Source organism: Thalassotalea euphylliae (assembly GCF_003390395.1).
Taxonomy (GTDB): domain Bacteria; phylum Pseudomonadota; class Gammaproteobacteria; order Enterobacterales; family Alteromonadaceae; genus Thalassotalea_F; species Thalassotalea_F euphylliae_C.
Genome location: NZ_QUOV01000001.1, coordinates 1,898,232 through 1,915,668, shown reverse-complemented (window position 1 = coordinate 1,915,668; position 17,437 = coordinate 1,898,232). Strand labels below are relative to the sequence as shown.

The 17,437-nt window shown below is 41.9% G+C and carries 15 protein-coding genes; 9 read left to right on the top strand and 6 right to left on the bottom strand.

Features of this window, described 5'->3' with window-relative positions:
- Nucleotides 1-26: 26 nt before the first annotated feature.
- Nucleotides 27-674, bottom strand: coding sequence for a tRNA-uridine aminocarboxypropyltransferase (locus tag DXX92_RS08505; RefSeq protein WP_116000065.1), 648 nt, complete (start codon nucleotides 672-674; stop codon nucleotides 27-29).
- 43 nt (nucleotides 675-717) lie between these two features.
- On the opposite strand from DXX92_RS08505, the gene rrtA reads away from it, so the two are divergent.
- Nucleotides 718-1,344, top strand: a complete 627-nt coding sequence (gene rrtA / locus DXX92_RS08500; protein ID WP_245961434.1) for a rhombosortase — start codon at nucleotides 718-720, stop codon at nucleotides 1,342-1,344.
- Between the two features lie 99 nt (nucleotides 1,345-1,443).
- On the opposite strand, the gene DXX92_RS08495 is transcribed toward rrtA, so the two are convergent.
- The 4 genes from DXX92_RS08495 to DXX92_RS08480 form a co-directional block, all read right to left on the bottom strand.
- Nucleotides 1,444-2,148 (bottom strand): LrgB family protein, encoded by a 705-nt coding sequence (locus DXX92_RS08495; RefSeq protein ID WP_116000064.1) that lies wholly within the window; start codon nucleotides 2,146-2,148, stop codon nucleotides 1,444-1,446.
- Nucleotides 2,145-2,609 carry a CidA/LrgA family protein gene (locus DXX92_RS08490; RefSeq protein ID WP_147301946.1) on the bottom strand — a complete coding sequence of 155 codons (465 nt, stop codon included), beginning with the start codon at nucleotides 2,607-2,609 and terminating at the stop codon, nucleotides 2,145-2,147. The genes DXX92_RS08495 and DXX92_RS08490 overlap by 4 nt, the downstream gene beginning before the upstream one ends.
- A gap of 99 nt (nucleotides 2,610-2,708) precedes the next feature.
- A complete protein-coding gene (locus DXX92_RS08485) occupies nucleotides 2,709-3,359 on the bottom strand; it encodes a substrate-binding periplasmic protein (protein ID WP_181901727.1) in 651 nt (216 codons plus the stop codon).
- A gap of 389 nt (nucleotides 3,360-3,748) precedes the next feature.
- Nucleotides 3,749-4,960: an EAL and HDOD domain-containing protein gene (locus tag DXX92_RS08480; protein WP_116000061.1), complete on the bottom strand. Its 1,212-nt coding sequence runs from the start codon at nucleotides 4,958-4,960 to the stop codon at nucleotides 3,749-3,751.
- A 379-nt stretch (nucleotides 4,961-5,339) separates the two neighbouring features.
- On the opposite strand from DXX92_RS08480, the gene DXX92_RS08475 reads away from it, so the two are divergent.
- Both DXX92_RS08475 and DXX92_RS08470 read left to right on the top strand, forming a co-directional pair.
- Nucleotides 5,340-7,757, top strand: a complete 2,418-nt coding sequence (locus DXX92_RS08475; RefSeq protein ID WP_116000060.1) for a YgiQ family radical SAM protein — start codon at nucleotides 5,340-5,342, stop codon at nucleotides 7,755-7,757.
- A 102-nt stretch (nucleotides 7,758-7,859) separates the two neighbouring features.
- Nucleotides 7,860-9,449 carry an ABC-F family ATPase gene (locus DXX92_RS08470; protein ID WP_116000059.1) on the top strand — a complete coding sequence of 530 codons (1,590 nt, stop codon included), beginning with the start codon at nucleotides 7,860-7,862 and terminating at the stop codon, nucleotides 9,447-9,449.
- Between the two features lie 112 nt (nucleotides 9,450-9,561).
- On the opposite strand, the gene DXX92_RS08465 is transcribed toward DXX92_RS08470, so the two are convergent.
- On the bottom strand, nucleotides 9,562-10,524 hold the full coding sequence (locus tag DXX92_RS08465) for an integron integrase (protein ID WP_116000058.1): 963 nt from the start codon (nucleotides 10,522-10,524) through the stop codon (nucleotides 9,562-9,564).
- A gap of 252 nt (nucleotides 10,525-10,776) precedes the next feature.
- On the opposite strand from DXX92_RS08465, the gene DXX92_RS08460 reads away from it, so the two are divergent.
- The 6 genes from DXX92_RS08460 (at nucleotide 10,777) to DXX92_RS08435 (ending at nucleotide 16,888) form a co-directional block, all read left to right on the top strand.
- Nucleotides 10,777-11,040 (top strand): hypothetical protein, encoded by a 264-nt coding sequence (locus DXX92_RS08460; protein ID WP_116000057.1) that lies wholly within the window; start codon nucleotides 10,777-10,779, stop codon nucleotides 11,038-11,040.
- Between the two features lie 86 nt (nucleotides 11,041-11,126).
- Nucleotides 11,127-12,319, top strand: a protein-coding gene (locus DXX92_RS08455; protein WP_116000054.1) for an IS3 family transposase whose coding sequence is annotated in 2 segments (ribosomal slippage) — nucleotides 11,127-11,432 and nucleotides 11,435-12,319 — 1,191 coding nt in all. Because the reading frame shifts where the segments join, the coding sequence is not laid out codon by codon here.
- Between the two features lie 1,415 nt (nucleotides 12,320-13,734).
- On the top strand, nucleotides 13,735-14,100 hold the full coding sequence (locus tag DXX92_RS08450; RefSeq protein WP_116000056.1) for a plasmid fertility inhibition factor family protein: 366 nt from the start codon (nucleotides 13,735-13,737) through the stop codon (nucleotides 14,098-14,100).
- A 108-nt stretch (nucleotides 14,101-14,208) separates the two neighbouring features.
- Entirely contained in the window at nucleotides 14,209-14,586 is a 378-nt protein-coding gene (locus tag DXX92_RS08445) for a DUF6896 domain-containing protein (protein ID WP_116000055.1), read from the top strand.
- Between the two features lie 81 nt (nucleotides 14,587-14,667).
- Nucleotides 14,668-15,860, top strand: a protein-coding gene (locus DXX92_RS08440) for an IS3 family transposase (RefSeq protein ID WP_116000054.1) whose coding sequence is annotated in 2 segments (ribosomal slippage) — nucleotides 14,668-14,973 and nucleotides 14,976-15,860 — 1,191 coding nt in all. Because the reading frame shifts where the segments join, the coding sequence is not laid out codon by codon here.
- Between the two features lie 149 nt (nucleotides 15,861-16,009).
- Nucleotides 16,010-16,888, top strand: a complete 879-nt coding sequence (locus DXX92_RS08435; protein ID WP_181901726.1) for a type I restriction enzyme HsdR N-terminal domain-containing protein — start codon at nucleotides 16,010-16,012, stop codon at nucleotides 16,886-16,888.
- The last annotated feature ends 549 nt before the right edge of the window (nucleotides 16,889-17,437 follow it).

Genomic DNA, 17,437 nt, shown 5'->3' with positions numbered 1-17,437 from the left:
CATTAACGCGTGCATTACTACCCGTATTAACGCGCTGATTTTCTAAACGATAACTGATGTTGATTATATTGCGCAAAGTTTTCTAACAAACTTGCGTAGTTTTCTGTATTTTGTTCTAGAATGCCCAATGCGTAACAACTTGCTTCTAAGGTTGATAACGCATTTTCCTTCTGTGTTTTACGAATATCGTAACAACTCGCTAAACCGCTCGGTAAATGCAATTGCGGCAGTTGGTGCAAGCATGCCGACAGTTGGAACATTTTGTAAGCTTTTTTCCAAGTACCATCAATAACAATCAAAATTGTTTCTTCTGGCTGTGCAATAACCTTGGCGGAAACCTCACTCGAATGCTCACCCGGAAACATGACATAGAGTTTTTTCCTAACTAAGTTATGTACATTGTTTTCGTTATTGTCATTGCTTTCTTTACCTTCTTCATTAAGCATGCCTCTAAGAAAGGCTTGAAAATCAGCGTGTTCGTCAAAGTTCTCGCCCACAAAACGGCGGCTATTTGATAATGACGTTAACAGCAAGTCTGCACTGCCTTTGGGGTGGTCAACTTCTTTTGGATGCTGAAGTATCACGACCTCGGCTTGATTATTTACCTTGGCAACATATTGGCAGATACATCGAGCAGGCGGTCTTTGGCAATTATCACATGTGGCTCTAGCCATGTTTCTCTCAACTCATTACACTAGCGGCAAATAGTAAATTAGCTTGGACAAATTACAAAGCTTGTTTTCCTCTACCTATATTGATCGCTCAACTTGGCAGCAATTAGCGGGCTCATTGCTAATTCTCTTAGCTATTTTGATTGCCTACCTTTTTGAACAGCACGTTGCCAGCTTCGACTTTTATCGCAGCGCGATTCACGGCGGCGAGTATTGGCGCCTTTTCACGGGTCATTTATTTCACACAAATGGCATTCACTTGCTACTTAATATCTCGGGTTTGGCGCTTATCACCGCGTTACATCGACATTTTTATCGTGCGTTTTTGTATGCCACCCTAATTATGTTCTCTATGCTATTTATTAGCCTTTATTTATTGGTTTTTGGCGATTTAAGCCATTACGTTGGTTTATCTGGGGTACTGCATAGTTTATTTGCTTGGGGGGCGTTAAAAGACGTTGTAAACAATGAAAAAACAGGGATATTTTTGTTTTTAGGGCTTTGGGTAAAAGTGATGATGGAACAAACGCAAGGGGCCAGCGATCATATCGCCACTTTAATAGATGCCTCTGTCGCCATTGATGCGCATCTTGCAGGCGCAATAGCCGGTACCTTGTTCTTCGCACTCGGCTATTTCGCTCACTATCTCAAGAAGTTTAACAAGCGCGCCTGACTTTCCATTAACGTTGTTCTATCGCTACTCATTTAGCTATTCATTTATCTATTCAGGTATTTTGGTCATTCCTGTGTTTTCGCCATTTTAGTATTTTGGCTAAAGCAAGCTAAATATAATTGGCGTTAGCACAGGCGAGAAAATCGCCGTTAATAACGCAGATAAAATCAATGCAAGCGAGGCATATGCGCCGTGCTGATAGCTAATTGACGTAATAGTCGCCGTACCCAATGCGTGACTTGCACAGCCAATCGCTAAACCTTGCGATTTACTATCGCTAATGCCTAGCGCGTTAAGCAATCTAGGACCCAATACAGCACCAGCTACACCGGCGACAATAATGCCAACCGCAGTAATCGCTGCCACACCTTTTAATTGTTCCGTTAACGCTAAGCCTATTGGTGTTGTTACCGATTTTAACGATAACGACACCGCGACATCTTGCTGCTGGAACAACCACATCGCCATGCCCAAATTAGCGCCTAACATAATGATAATTGCGACCGAGAGCACCCAAGAAACATGCGTTATTTCATCTCGTATGGTGTGCAATTGCTGATATAACGGAAAGCCTAGCGCAACCACAGCCGGTTCTAGTAAGAAAGTGTAAACCTGAGTGTATTGGTAATATTGCTCATAGCTGATGTTATTAATCAACAATAACGGAATGATAACCAACATGGCTAATACCATAGGGTTAAGCCAAATACGTTTGGTGCGTTGCTGGAGCTTTGCACATGCTTGATAAATCACTAAGGTCAGCAAGCAGTACACAATAAATTCGAGTATTAGCGCACTCGTCATAAGGCTTGCTCCCTTTCACTTGGTGGCTTAGGTGTTCGTGGCTTGGACGTTGGCGACTTGCCCGTTAGCGACTCAGGTGTTGATTTTGAAACCAGTTGGCCACGTTTTCGACTTTTCCCTGTTGTCGCAGTTTGATAAAGCCAGCCGACGATTATCATCAGCGCAAAGGTCGAAATAATGGTAAACAGCAACAATTGCCAGCCACTCGCTCTAATCAGGTCAAAGTAATTCATAATGCCAACACCAGCAGGCACGAAACAAACGCTGATGTTTTTGATCATAAAACTGACTGTATCCGCAACGCGCTTTGCATCAAATACATTTAAATGTAAACCAAAGGCAAAGTAACACATGCCATATAAGCTTGCTGGCAGTAAATCAAATACGGCGAAAGTGAGATATCCTAGCGCAAGGCAGATAAAAATTGACGCTAGGCTATATAAGCTATTTTTATAATGCAAAAGAGAAGACTTAGGCCACGATATTCGCTGGCCGATAAAACAAAAGAGTTAGAAACCCTATGATAATAATCAATTTTATACTTGTCATTAACCCTAAGGTTAATGTTCGATATAACCCGCTAATATTTTGTCAATAACACCGTCTGACGTTAAGCGATTGATAACCGAAAGCAGTTTAGCAACAGAAACTTTCGACTTTGGTGATATCGCCGTACGAATGTCATGACGACTGACTAAATAACTGGCTATTTGAAAGCGTTCGTCTTCACCACTTTTTTGCAATGCATGGTGAATCAAAATATCAGAGCCAACAAAGCCATCAATCCAGCCCTTATCGAGACGTTGAAAGTTATCTTGCAGTGACTTTACATCTGACCGATAAATATCTTGTCGCTCGAACGCAGCTGTTAAGGCCGGATAAATATAGCCGTGTACAGTACCTATGCGCTTCTCATAAAGATCACTGAGTTTTGTATAATCTTGTTCACCACTGAGTTGAACAATAACGTTTTGTTCATCAAACATTGGCTCTGACCAAATAATTTCAGGTGCGGTTATCCACTTTGGGTTAGAAATAAAGTAAACATCTAACGTACCATCAAGCAAATATTGCTCAACTCTTGTTCTAGGGAGAAACACAAAATTAATATCTAAACCGAGCTCTTTAGCCACCTGTACTGCAATGTCATAAATCACTCCTCCTGTTAGCTGTTCCTGCTCAATTAACGCATATGGCGGGCTGTTATTCACACCATAGCCAATGTTGATGTGCTCGCGCGCGGGAGTTTTTGTGCAAAATACCGAGAAGATGAGAAATGTAGTTGTCAATAAGGCTTTGATGGACAAAATATTCGCTATTAGACGGGCTAAAGTAACTAGATTTTAAGGCAACCAGACATATTGTTCAAAATTTCATCGTGATGCGTGATGTTTATCCAGCGACTTATGAATATCAGGCATATTTTCATAAGTGCTTGCGATAAGCACTTTTCATAAACACAGTGTAATTATTAATTTAGCTAACTAGCAAGTCTTTCTTATTTTGGCCTGCTAATTATTAATATTAGCTTTACGTACCTTAACTCGACTCCACTTAGCTGAGCTCAGCTAAATCAATTTAGTTGAAACCTGGCTGTAAGTTAATTAGAAAAACTTTGACACCACTTGCTCGCTGCCACAAATTCTTGATGAATTACCTGCGCGTCTAACATGTAAGTATCAATTAAGCTATTAATATCATCACTATTGCCAAGAATATAGCTTGTGGTGAGCTGTAATAATTCACCTAACAATCCATCTTTACCTAGCAACGCCAACTCAATTTGTTGTGCTAGTGGAATTTGCTTAACCACTTCACTAATCGGCTGGCCCAGCACAACGTCAATCGAACTTAACAACCCAGTAATAAATGCCAAATCTTTAATTTCAATAAACATTCCTTGGCTGGCGATCGCCTCCATCAACTTTGCAGTCACCAGCGCTTGCTTAGCCGCTTCTTCCGTTTTTTCTGTGGTAAGTTTTGACAGTGCCAAAATAGAAACAAACTGACGAACTTTTTCTTCGCCCAAGTAAGCAACCGCCTGTTTTAGCGAAGTAATCTCTACACGAGTTCCTGTCGCAACATTGTTGACCATTTTCAGCAAGCCAACGCTTAATTGCACATCATGACTAATGATATCGGCTATCGCGTTGTAATCTAACGGGGTCTTAAATGCCTCATTCATTAGCTGCATCATTTGCGCTTTCACAGGCGCTAGAGTCTGCCCTTCAATGATTTCTGGCTCGTGATAAAAGTACCCTTGGTAATAGTTAAAGCCCACTTCAACCAGCGACAATAACTGCAAGTTACTTTCAACTTTTTCGGCAACTAACTTAATATCATGCGGCTTTATACGCTCGGTCACAGCAAATAAGCGCTTTGGGTTAATAACGTCAATATCAACCTTAATAAAGGCAATGTACGGGAAGAAAACATCCCACTTTGGATCGGTATCGTACTCGGTTAAAGCTAGCTGATAGCCACGTTGATGATATAATTTCGCTAATTTAAGCAGTCGAGCGATATCGCTTCCCTTACTCATAATTTCGATAACAATCGAATTGGGATCAAACAATAAAGGAAACTTATTAACTAGGCACTCTTCGGTAAAATTAATAAATGCCGTTTTCCCCATAGTGATGGCTTCGATATCGCCATGTATATGGTTTTGAATAATCAGTTTCGAACTGGCAACGTCAGGGTCAATCAGTGGAAACTCATTTTTAGGGCTGTCGCGAAACAACAACTCATAGCCAATGGTGTTGGCATTTCTGTCTAAAATTGCCTGTCGAGCAATATAGGTACTATACATGATAGTGTTTAAATTCCTGATGCGTTTTCGTGCGTTAATGCGCGGCACTGCGTGTTATTGCACACGTTATCGTGCGTAATATTGTTAGTACTGTTGTAATGGCGACATAAAATACCTTATTTTTTCCGTTAAGAAAATGTAAACCACTTGTCACCAACTGGGTTCATTTGCCGATGAATTCAGCAGATTCAAAAAACTCTAACTAAAACAAAGCTTAGTCGTAATTTATTAAGCTATCGAATTGTTTAAAGAAAGTTGGCGCTAAACACAGATCATTTAGTTTGCTATAATCGCGCGCCTGCTAGCGATTTAGCGGCCAATTAGCTAACAATTACTAGCGATTGATTATTTATACATTGGTTACATATAGGTCAACTTAATGATTCCACAGCCGAAAACCACCTTGTTTGAGTACCCAAAATACTGGGCAGAATGCTATGGCACGGCGCCGTTTTTGCCAATGTCGCGGGCAGAAATGGACGAACTCGGCTGGGATAGCTGCGATATTATTTTAGTAACGGGCGACGCCTATGTTGATCATCCAAGCTTTGGTATGGCGGTGATTGGTCGTATGCTGGAATCGCAAGGCTTTCGCGTAGGCATTATTGCCCAGCCTGATTGGCATTCTAAAGAAGCCTTTATGCAGCTGGGTAAACCAAATCTATATTTCGGCGTAACTGCCGGCAATATGGACTCAATGATCAATCGCTACACCGCTGAACGACGTTTACGCCACGACGATGCCTACACACCGAACAACGAAGGGGGTAAACGCCCCGATCGTGCCACTCTTGTTTATTCGCAGCGCTGTAAAGAAGCCTATAAAGATGTGCCTGTAGTGCTCGGCGGTATTGAAGCCAGCCTGCGCCGTATTGCTCATTATGATTACTGGTCAGAAAAAGTGCGTCGCTCAATTTTATTCGATGCCAAGGCCGATATTTTAATTTATGGCAATGCCGAGCGCCCGTTAGTGGAAGTTAGCCATCGTATTGCTCGTGGTGAAGATGTTAGCACCATTACTGACGTGCGTGGTACCGCATTTTTAGCCAAGCACGCCCTACCCGGTTGGAAAGGTATTGATTCCCGCTCAATTGACAAACCGGGGAAAATTGACCCAATTCCAAGCCCATACATTGATACGACAGCGAGTGACGCTTGCGACTCGGCTAAAAGTTCAGGCAACACTGATGTACAAACGGTTGAACCAGAAAAAGATATCACCAAAGCAGCGCAACCTATTCAGATAGCCGACTTCAGAAATAAAACGTGGGAAAAGAAAAGTAAGCCGTGGGAAACCACTTACATTAACTTGCCAACCTTTGAGCAAGTCCGCGATAACAAAATGCTGTACGCCCATGCGTCACGTATTTTCCATCAAGAAGTGAATCCCGGCAGTGCCAAGCCACTAGTACAAAAGCATGCCGACCGCATTATCTGGTTAAACCCGCCTGCTTACCCGCTATCAGAAGCAGAAATGGATGGCGTATTTGGCCTGCCATATCAACGCGTGCCACATCCAGCATATGGCAAGGCAAAAATTCCTGCCTACGACATGATCAAAACGTCAATTAACATCATGCGTGGCTGCTTTGGTGGCTGTACCTTCTGTTCGATTACCGAGCACGAAGGCCGTATTATTCAATCGCGCTCAGAAGAGTCAATTTTACAAGAAATTGAAGACATTAAAGAAAAGGTGCCGGGCTTTACCGGCGTTATTTCAGATTTAGGCGGCCCAACCGCGAATATGTATCAGCTGCGCTGTAAAAGCCCAAAAGCTGAGGCGACGTGTCGTAAGCCAAGTTGTGTTTGGCCGACCATTTGTGGTCATTTAGATACCGACCATACGCCAACCATTAACCTTTACCGTAAAGCCCGTAATGTGAAAGGCATTAAAAAGGTGTTGATTGCCTCTGGTGTGCGATATGACCTTGCAGTAGAAGACCCTGCTTATGTGAAAGAGCTCGCTGAGCATCATGTTGGCGGCTACTTAAAAATAGCCCCTGAGCACACCGAAGAAGGCCCGCTGAATAAAATGATGAAGCCAGGTATGGGCAGCTACTATCGTTTTAAAGAGCTTTTCGATAAATACTCAAAAGCGGCAGGCAAAAAGCAGTATTTGATCCCGTATTTTATTTCGGCACATCCGGGCACCACAAACATGGATATGGTGAACTTGGCACTATGGCTAAAAGAGAATGACTTTAAGCTAGATCAGGTACAAAACTTTTATCCATCACCGCTCGCCAATGCGACGACGCTTTATCACACTGAAATCGACTCACTGCGCAATGTTAGAAAAAACAGCGAAAGTGTGCCTGTGCCTAAAGGTGGTCGCCAGCGCCGACTGCACAAGGCGATATTGCGCTATCACGATCCAAACAACTGGCCGCTTATTCGTGAAGCCTTAGCCAAAATGGGCTTAGCCCACAAGCTTATTGGTAACAAACCCGGCTGTTTAGTGCCAGCTGAAAGCAAGCAAGAAGGTAGCTATCAGCATCACAAAAAAGGCGGTAAAGGCAAAAATAATGCGCAAGGCTATAAAAAAGGCGAAGGCGTAAAACGCAGCTCGAACAACCGTGGCAAGAAAGGGTTAACTCGCTTTAGTAGCGACCAGTTTACTGATAGACAAGGTGACGATAAAAAGTCAGGCACTAGCGGTAAAAAGCGCCCTAATGATAAGCGTAATCAGTCTAAACCCAATAATTCGAAGCCGAGTCATTCAAAACCAAGTAGTTCGAAATCAAAGTTCTCTGCTGAGAAACCCGCAGCAAACAAGAATAAACGACGCCAGCGCTAGCAACAGCACTGGCTGCTTAAACAAGACGAAACAGATTTAAAATTATCTAAATTGCGAGCGCTGGCATGTAATCGCTAGCCGCTCCACTAAGGAAAATATCACGTGCTAATTGCAAACAATATCACCCAACAGTTTGGTGCTAAGCCACTGTTTGAAAACATTTCACAAAAATTTGGTAACGGTAACCGCTATGGTCTTATCGGTGCCAATGGCTGTGGTAAATCTACCTTTATGAAAATTTTAGGTAGCGATTTAGAGCCAACTGGCGGCAACATTAGCCTAGATCAAAACGATCGCATTGGTAAGCTTCGCCAAGACCAGTTTGCTTTCGAAGACTACTCGGTAGTTGATACCGTTATTATGGGTCACACCGAATTGTGGGCAGTTAAAGAAGAGCGCGATCGCATTTACGCCTTGCCAGAAATGAGCGAAGAAGACGGTATGCGTGTTGGCGATTTGGAATCACTTTACGCCGAAATGGACGGTTACAGCGCAGAAAGCCGCGCCGGTGAATTACTGCTTGGTGTCGGTATCCCAACCGATCAGCATTACGGCAAAATGAGTGAAGTTGCACCGGGTTGGAAATTACGTGTGTTACTTGCCCAAGCGCTGTTTTCTGATCCAGATATTCTGCTACTGGACGAGCCAACCAACAACTTGGATATTCACACCATCAAGTGGCTTGAAGACACGTTAAACGAACGTGACTCAACCATGATCATTATTTCCCATGACCGTCACTTCTTAAACTCAGTGTGTACTCACATGGCAGATTTAGACTACGGCGAGTTACGTGTTTACCCAGGCAACTACGACGAATATATGCTAGCGGCTACGCAAGCCCGCGCTCGTTTATTAGCTGACAACGCGAAGAAACAAGCACAAATTGCTGAGTTAAAAACGTTCGTAGCGCGCTTCTCGGCTAACGCATCTAAAGCGAAACAAGCCACATCACGCGCTAAGCAAATTGATAAAATTCAATTAGATGAAGTTAAAGCTTCAAGTCGTGTTAACCCATTTATTCGCTTCGAGCAAGAAAAGCCCTTGTTCAGAAACGTGATTGAAATTGAAAGCTTAAACAAAAGCTTTGATGACTTACACGTGCTAAAAAACATCAACTTAATGGCAGAAGTTGGTGAGCGTATTGCGGTAATTGGTGAGAATGGTGTTGGTAAAACCACTTTCTTACGTACCTTAATGAGCGAATTAACCCCAGATTCGGGTGAAGTGAAATGGTCAGAAAACCACAACATTGGTTACTACGCGCAAGATCACGCTCACGAATTTGAAGAAGACATGAACCTATTCGACTGGATGAGCCAATGGCGTAAAGAAGGTGACGATGAACAAACGATTCGAGGCTTTTTAGGCCGTATGTTGTTCTCTGCCGACGACATTAAAAAGTCAGTGAAAGTGCTATCTGGTGGTGAGCAAGGGCGTATGTTATTTGGCAAGCTCATGATGCAAAAGCCAAATATTCTGGTGATGGATGAACCAACTAACCACTTGGATATGGAATCGATTGAGTCATTAAATATGGCATTAGAGCAATTTGAAGGCTCTTTAGTGTTCGTATCACATGACCGTGAATTCGTTTCAAGCTTGGCAACGCGTATTATCGAAATCACTGCCGACGGTTATACCGATTTTGCTGGTACTTACGACGAATACTTAGCCTCGCAAAGCAAATAATCATTTACTGCCTAAGTAACTGAATTAAAAGCCGCTGAGCTGCCCTATTTTGCGCAACTTAGCGGCTTTTTTAACTGATTTTGTAAGTCAGGGCTTTTTGTATATCAGATTTCTATAGGTCAGACAGAGGGCTTCTTACCCCATTTGCGCCTTGCTGCAATATGTGGGTGTAAATTTGTGTAGTTTTAACGTCGCTGTGCCCTAGTTGATCTTGCACCGTTCGGATATCAGCACCTGATTGCAATAAATGGGTTGCGAACGAGTGTCGCAATGTGTGCGGTGTTACATGCTTGTCTATTTGTGCATTTGCGCTGGCCTGTTTTATCGTTCGTTGGATCTGCTTTTCGTTGATATGATGCCTTCTAAGTAACCCACTTTCAGGATCAATGCTTAGCCTGCTTGCAGGAAATACATACTGCCAAATCAAAGTTTTGTTTGCACCACTATATTTTTCACGTAAACGGTGTGGAAGCCAAACCCCACTGTAGCGATTATTTTCAACATCACACGACAACAAATACTTCACCTGGTCAATTTGCGCAGTAAGCTTCGGAATTAATTCAGGCGCTAAGGTAACCACTCTGTGTTTGCCACCTTTGCCGTTAAAAATACGTAAACACTGATAGTCGGTATCTACATCAATCACCCTTAATCTCACGGCTTCCATTAAACGTAGTCCGCTGCCATAGAGTAAACTTACCAACAAATGATGTTTTGCAGGAATAAAGCTCATTAGCCGCTTAACTTCTCCCTTGGTTAACACCACAGGCAATTTGGTTTGCCGCTGACTTTTCACAAATACTAGCTCTACTCCAAGCGGGTTGTTAAAAATTTCGCGGTATAAAAAACTCAACGCGTTTAGCGCTAAAGCTTGTGTTTTGGGCGCAACATTTTTGCTTATGACAATGTGAGTAAGAAAGGCCTCTACCTCTTTATCATGCAGATCTTTAGGGTGAGTAAACTCATGGAACCGAATAAAATCGGCAATCACTTTAAGATAAGCAGCAATCGTCCGTTTTGCGTATCGGCGTTGATACATGTAGTCATGAATAGACATTAAAAACTGCGATTTCATTATTGTTCCCTCAATAATATATTACCAAGCCCTAGAGCTGTATTTATATACAGTAACGGTAAATTTTGCAAGATCTCAGGATCGTGGACATTTTGTCCAACTTTCTCCAACCCAAAAAAATCGTCAATGAAAAGCTATGTAAAATTATAAGCTTAAGGTATGGTTAAAAATTATTAAGAATACTATTGGACAAAATATCGGTAGAAAGTTGGACATTTTGTCGGATAATAAATTGTTATATGGCACAAGACTATGTCGAATAAATCTTTAAAGCTGAGAATTAATAGTTCATTAGCATCTTTTCAAGATGGAAACGTGTCAATATCAAAGCTTAGAGATTCCCTTGAGCTAAACGGTAAAGCTTTCGAAAATGTAAATTATGATTTGATTCAAGAATTGGATGATATTCTTCATCAACTAATGACATCGCAATTTGCAGAAGAGGAAGAGTGTGAATCAGGTATCGCTGAAGTTATTCAGCTGATCAGACATTGGCTAGAGAAATTACCTGATTAGTACGCGCCATATAACAAGAAAATTAAATCGGACTTGTAGTTCCCCCATTTTAGTGGACACCTCCTTATCTCAATGAGGAGGCCATTATGCCCAGATATACCAACCCCAGAAAAACATGGTTTTACCCAGTTGATTTCAAAATCAAAGCCGTCGAACTAAGCTTAAAAGACGATGTCATGTCAAAGGATGTTGCTCATGCGCTCGATATTCATCCCTTTATGTTAAGCCGGTGGCGTAAAGAATATCGAGAGGGGAAATTTAACTTACCCGTGCGCTATAAAAGCAACAAGGAATTAATGAGTGAACTCCCCTCCAAACAAGAGCTGAATAAAATCAAACAACTCCAACGAGAAAATGAACGCTTAAAGCAGGAGAATGACCTGCTAAAAAAGTGGCAACGGTATCTGGCGGAAGTACATCAGCACGATTTGGATTCATCAAAAGGCACGGAAAAGCCTTAGGTGTTAAGTACCTTTGTACTTGGTTAAAGGTGTCACGTAGTGGCTATTACGCATGGCTACACCGCTCCCCTTCGAATAGAGTGCTGGCCGATAAGACATTGCTAAACAACATAAAAAACGTATTTAATGCCAGCCTTCATACCTATGGTAGTCCCAGGGTGTTTGAGGCACTCAAAAGGCTCGGTATTCGAACAAGTAAAAAGCGAGTAGCACGGCTTATGCACGAGTACGGTCTTGTCGCCCGTGCCGTCAAAACCTACCGTAAAACCGCGAAAGTGAAGTTTTTCTATAAGGAAATTGAGAACAAGCGCCAATCGCTTGAGAAGCCTGAGGGTATCAACCAACAATGGTCGGGCGACATTACTTACCTTAAAGTGGGTAAACGGTGGCACTACTTAGCTGTCGTGATTGATTTATTCTCTCGTCGAATCGTGGGCTGGGCATTTGGGGCGAAGAAATCAACAGCATTAACCCTTAGCGCTTTGCGCCAAGCACTACATCAACGAAAGCCTCAAACACGTTTACTCTTTCACACCGACAGGGGCGCTGAATACCGCGCGCACGTCGTGCAGCAATTTCTACAACGCAATAACGTAGAGGCCAGTATGAATCGCCCTGGATGTTGCACAGACAATGCTGAAGTGGAGTCCTTTTTTCATTCGCTTAAAGCAGACCTCATTCGCGGCAATACATTCTCATCGGCAAATAAATTACACGCATTATTAAAGAGTTACCTAAATAACTTCTACAATAGACAGCGATTACATTCGAGTTTAGGATATCAAACACCTGCTGAATTTGAGTCAGCAGTAAATTAAACATGGAGCGTGTCCACTTTATCGGGGCAAGATCAACTAAAAACGCTTGGCTTAGTTCGCTGCGCTCACCAGTATAGCCAAGCATTTTCAGCCGTTTATTTAAGCGTTATGTACCACCACAAAATCAAGGATGAATGCTAATCAAATCAAGCGCCCTTTTCTGAATTAAGTGGCACGTTCATGTGATTTTCGCCGTTAGTATTTAGTACTTTTTTCAAGAACAGTTTGCGGCTCAAAATTCAGGTTTAGTGTGTTGTGGTGGCGAGTTGCTGGCAGGTTCGATACGTATACTTTCTGAGCTTAGCTTTAATTCTAACCCTCAGTAAAGTAAGGTAAATTACATAACAAGGCAATCAAACGGACGCGTAACGCTTGGCTCGCGCTCGTACCTCGCTTAGTTTAGCCAAGCATTACTTGCCGTTTATTGCGGCGTTATGTACCACCACAAATTCAAGGATGAAAGTTAATCCAATCAAGCGCCCTTTTCTGAATTTATCTGCACGTTCATGTGTTTTTCGCCGTTCGCGTTTAATACTTGTTTCAAGAACCGTTTGCGGCTCAAAATTCAGGTTTAGCATATTGTGGTGGCAAGTAGCTGGCAGGCTGGGTACTTATACTTTCTGGGTTTAGCTTTTATTCTAACTCTCGGTAAAGTAAGGTAAATTACATAACAAACAAATCAACTGGGACTTAAAACTGCGGGCTCTTTTCGCTTCGCTCAAGTTTAGCCCACAATTTTAAGCCCGTTATTTGGGCGTTATGTACCACCACAATATCAAGGATGAAAGTTAATCAAATCAAGCACCCTTTACTGAATTTATCTGCACGGTCATGTGTTTTTCGCAGTTAGTATTTAGTGCATTTTTTAAGAACCGCTAGCGGCTCAAAATTCAGATTTAGCGTGTTGTGGTGGCGAGTAGCTGGCTGGTTCTGTACGTATACTTTCTGGGCTTAGCTTTTAATCTAACCCTCAGTAAAGTAAGAAAAATTACATAACAAAACAATCAAACGGACGCGTAACGCTTGGCTCGCGCTCGTACCTCGCTTAGTTTAGCCAAGCATTACTTGCCGTTTATTGCGGCGTTATGTACCACCACAAATTCAAGGATGAAAGTTAATCAGAGCAAGCACCTTTTTCTGAATTTATCTGCACGTTCATGTGTTTTTCGCCGTTAGCATTTAGTGATTTTTTCGAGAACAGTTTACGGCTCAAAATTCAGGTTCAGTGTGTTGTGGTGGCGAGTAAATGGCTGGTTTGGTACGTATACTTTCTGAGTTTAGCTTTCAATCTAACTCTTGGTAAAGTAAGGTAAATTACATAACAAACAAATCAACTGGGACTTAAAACTGCGGGCTTTTCGCTTCGCTCAAGTTTAGCCCACAATTTTAAGCCCGTTATTTGGGCGTTAGGCATCATGAGAATCCAATCAACACAAAAAGAGTACAAACCAACTTGGGTTAGAGCTGCTGTATTAGAAGCTTTGTGGAAGGTTGATAGAAATTTTTATATTGGCATTTGGTCAGGTGAGCCAAAGACTAGCTGGTTCGCTTATGATATTCCTTTTGTAAAAACAGCATTTTGCACTGCTGATATGTATCTTACTGAAGTTGATGGCAAACTAACCGTGGGCTTTGAAGATGGGCGCCATAGAACGAGGTGGTTATTAAATTCAGGTTTTGAGCTCATACCTGTTGGTTTAGAGGAACATCACTACAAAAGAGCAGTCGCGCTGGGTTTAGCTGTTTCGAGAGTTAAGCAAAACGAGGAAATGAATGCCTAACAAGTTACTCAAAAGGACGCAAAATGCTTGGCTTGTGCTCCTTCGTCGCAAAGTATAGCCAAGCATTTTCCGCCTTTTAGTAAGGCGTTATATTCTCAGGGAAGTTTTGTGAAAGACGAAGATTTAATCAGAAATCTAATTCCTTTGTGGCATGGTGTTATGGCATGGGCAAAAGAGGTTTTGGTTCATTCCTATAAACTGGATGATGCGAAAGAGATTTTGGGGCAAGCATATCGAGGAAGAAATCAAATTCCCGGAACGAACTGGTTTTATCGCACACATGGTATAGGTGTAGATATATTCAAAACTCCCGAAGTTGGTGGAATCGATTTTGATTTCGGAAAAGATGAGCCAGACGAATGGCGCTTAAAAATCTTCTTCGAAAAACAATTCAATGATGGTCAATTGCCATACGCTGATTACCAGCATCTAGCAGATGATGAAGAGCGTTTGGAAAAAGCGATCAAAATGGTTTTGAGTAATTGAGAATATAACAAGCTGTTTAACAAGGACAATGTAGTTCCCCCATTTTAGTGGACACCTCCTTATCTCAATGAGGAGGCCATTATGCCCAGATATACCAACCCCAGAAAAACATGGTTTTACCCAGTTGATTTCAAAATCAAAGCCGTCGAACTAAGCTTAAAAGACGATGTCATGTCAAAGGATGTTGCTCATGCGCTCGATATTCATCCCTTTATGTTAAGCCGGTGGCGTAAAGAATATCGAGAGGGGAAATTTAACTTACCCGTGCGCTATAAAAGCAACAAGGAATTAATGAGTGAACTCCCCTCCAAACAAGAGCTGAATAAAATCAAACAACTCCAACGAGAAAATGAACGCTTAAAGCAGGAGAATGACCTGCTAAAAAAGTGGCAACGGTATCTGGCGGAAGTACATCAGCACGATTTGGATTCATCAAAAGGCACGGAAAAGCCTTAGGTGTTAAGTACCTTTGTACTTGGTTAAAGGTGTCACGTAGTGGCTATTACGCATGGCTACACCGCTCCCCTTCGAATAGAGTGCTGGCCGATAAGACATTGCTAAACAACATAAAAAACGTATTTAATGCCAGCCTTCATACCTATGGTAGTCCCAGGGTGTTTGAGGCACTCAAAAGGCTCGGTATTCGAACAAGTAAAAAGCGAGTAGCACGGCTTATGCACGAGTACGGTCTTGTCGCCCGTGCCGTCAAAACCTACCGTAAAACCGCGAAAGTGAAGTTTTTCTATAAGGAAATTGAGAACAAGCGCCAATCGCTTGAGAAGCCTGAGGGTATCAACCAACAATGGTCGGGCGACATTACTTACCTTAAAGTGGGTAAACGGTGGCACTACTTAGCTGTCGTGATTGATTTATTCTCTCGTCGAATCGTGGGCTGGGCATTTGGGGCGAAGAAATCAACAGCATTAACCCTTAGCGCTTTGCGCCAAGCACTACATCAACGAAAGCCTCAAACACGTTTACTCTTTCACACCGACAGGGGCGCTGAATACCGCGCGCACGTCGTGCAGCAATTTCTACAACGCAATAACGTAGAGGCCAGTATGAATCGCCCTGGATGTTGCACAGACAATGCTGAAGTGGAGTCCTTTTTTCATTCGCTTAAAGCAGACCTCATTCGCGGCAATACATTCTCATCGGCAAATAAATTACACGCATTATTAAAGAGTTACCTAAATAACTTCTACAATAGACAGCGATTACATTCGAGTTTAGGATATCAAACACCTGCTGAATTTGAGTCAGCAGTAAATTAAACATGGAGCGTGTCCACTTTATCGGGGCAAGATCACAAAAAACAGTTGGCTTTTGCTCCTTCGTCGCTAATTTTAGCCAACTATTTTATTGCCTCTTAACCAGGCGTTATGGCTACAGAGTCTCTAATAATTTTAAAGAAGTTGATGTAATGTTTAAAGAATTTGATTTCTCAATTTTAAATGATCTGGAATATAAAGAAGATGCAGTACGAGAGGATATTGTTAAACCAATTTTAACCAAGCTAGGATATACACCTTCTGGCAATAACAAGATGATCAGATCGAGGAGCTTAGAACACCCATTTGTATATATTGGCTCTCAAAAAAGAAAAATTAATATAATCCCTGACTATGTTCTAGAAGTTTCCAACAGTCCAAAGCTCATCCTTGATGCTAAAGGCCCTAACGAAGACATTCTGAAAGGGAAAAACGTTGAACAGGCTTTTAGCTACGCAATCCACCCAGACATAAGAGTTAGATATTATGCTCTTTGTAATGGACGGCAATTATCAATATTTGACGTGACTAAACGTAATCATATTGCCATTATAGATGTGAATGAACTAGATGAAAATTGGGATACTGTTCATAGATTGCTAAGTCCCATTGCTTTAACCAAGCCCGAGTTACTAAACTTCAAACCTGACTACGGTATGTATATGCTCAAAGCCGGAGCGCCTAGAGGACAACGGCACCACTTTGAACCGATGGGAGTACCTATGATTGCCAAGGTTGAGGATAACTTATATACCATCTGTGTAAATATAGGTTTTGGAGAAGATTATTTAGCTACCTCGTTTGATTTTGGCAAAAAAGAATATAAACAATTACTTTCCTGTCTTCCTAAGGAAGCGAGCAAAGAAATAAGAAATGGCCTTAGGCGTCAACCTTATAGAGTTCTATTGGAGGAGAATACTCCAGAAGTATGTATTGATGCGATTTTAGGGAGTGGGAGGTATTCAAACGAGAATGAAGAGTATATACCGTTAATTGTTGAAAGATTTAGACGATACGTAAAGCAGCCATAACAAGAAAATCAAATCGGACTAAAAACACTTGGCTTGGTTCGCTTCACTCACAAGTATAGCCAAGCATTTTTAGCCGTTTATTTAAGCGTTAACTGTCACCACTAATTCAAGGTAACTTGTTTTTCTGGTTTTTGTGAAAAACGATAATTTGGGCAGTTGTTGCAAATGAGTTTTCGCCTTTGTTTATTTGGTTGTTCAAACTAGCATTGTGCAAAAGGCTCAAATTATAAATTTGGTGGTGTAGTGGCGAGGTGTTATTGCATTTTTGGTAAACGCATTTAACTGTGGTTGTTGGTATTGGTTTTGTGGTTACATTAAGCTATCAGTTAACAAGTGCTTCAACGGGACAAATAAAGCTTAGCTCCCGTCGCTGCGCTCCTAATTTTAGCTAAGCTATTATTTGCCCGTTAAGCGGGCTACATGGACTCCCCTTTGTCAAGCACAAGCAGCCTCTGACAACAAGAAGATCTGACAGCAGCTCTACATTCGGCGTTTATTAGCATACTGCCGTAACAGCTTGTGCTATCGCCCTGATGATTTGCGCTTGAG

What these genes read in the sequence shown, in the direction of transcription:
- DXX92_RS08505 (WP_116000065.1), bottom strand. Translation starts at nt 674, where the DNA reads ATGGCTAGAGCCACATGTGATAATTGCCAAAGACCGCCTGCTCGATGT.
- DXX92_RS08495 (WP_116000064.1), bottom strand. Translation starts at nt 2,148, where the DNA reads ATGACGAGTGCGCTAATACTCGAATTTATTGTGTACTGCTTGCTGACC.
- DXX92_RS08480 (WP_116000061.1), bottom strand. Translation starts at nt 4,960, where the DNA reads ATGTATAGTACCTATATTGCTCGACAGGCAATTTTAGACAGAAATGCC.
- DXX92_RS08475 (WP_116000060.1), top strand. Translation starts at nt 5,340, where the DNA reads ATGATTCCACAGCCGAAAACCACCTTGTTTGAGTACCCAAAATACTGG.
- DXX92_RS08465 (WP_116000058.1), bottom strand. Translation starts at nt 10,524, where the DNA reads ATGAAATCGCAGTTTTTAATGTCTATTCATGACTACATGTATCAACGC.
- DXX92_RS08460 (WP_116000057.1), top strand. Translation starts at nt 10,777, where the DNA reads ATGTCGAATAAATCTTTAAAGCTGAGAATTAATAGTTCATTAGCATCT.
- DXX92_RS08450 (WP_116000056.1), top strand. Translation starts at nt 13,735, where the DNA reads ATGAGAATCCAATCAACACAAAAAGAGTACAAACCAACTTGGGTTAGA.
- DXX92_RS08435 (WP_181901726.1), top strand. Translation starts at nt 16,010, where the DNA reads ATGTTTAAAGAATTTGATTTCTCAATTTTAAATGATCTGGAATATAAA.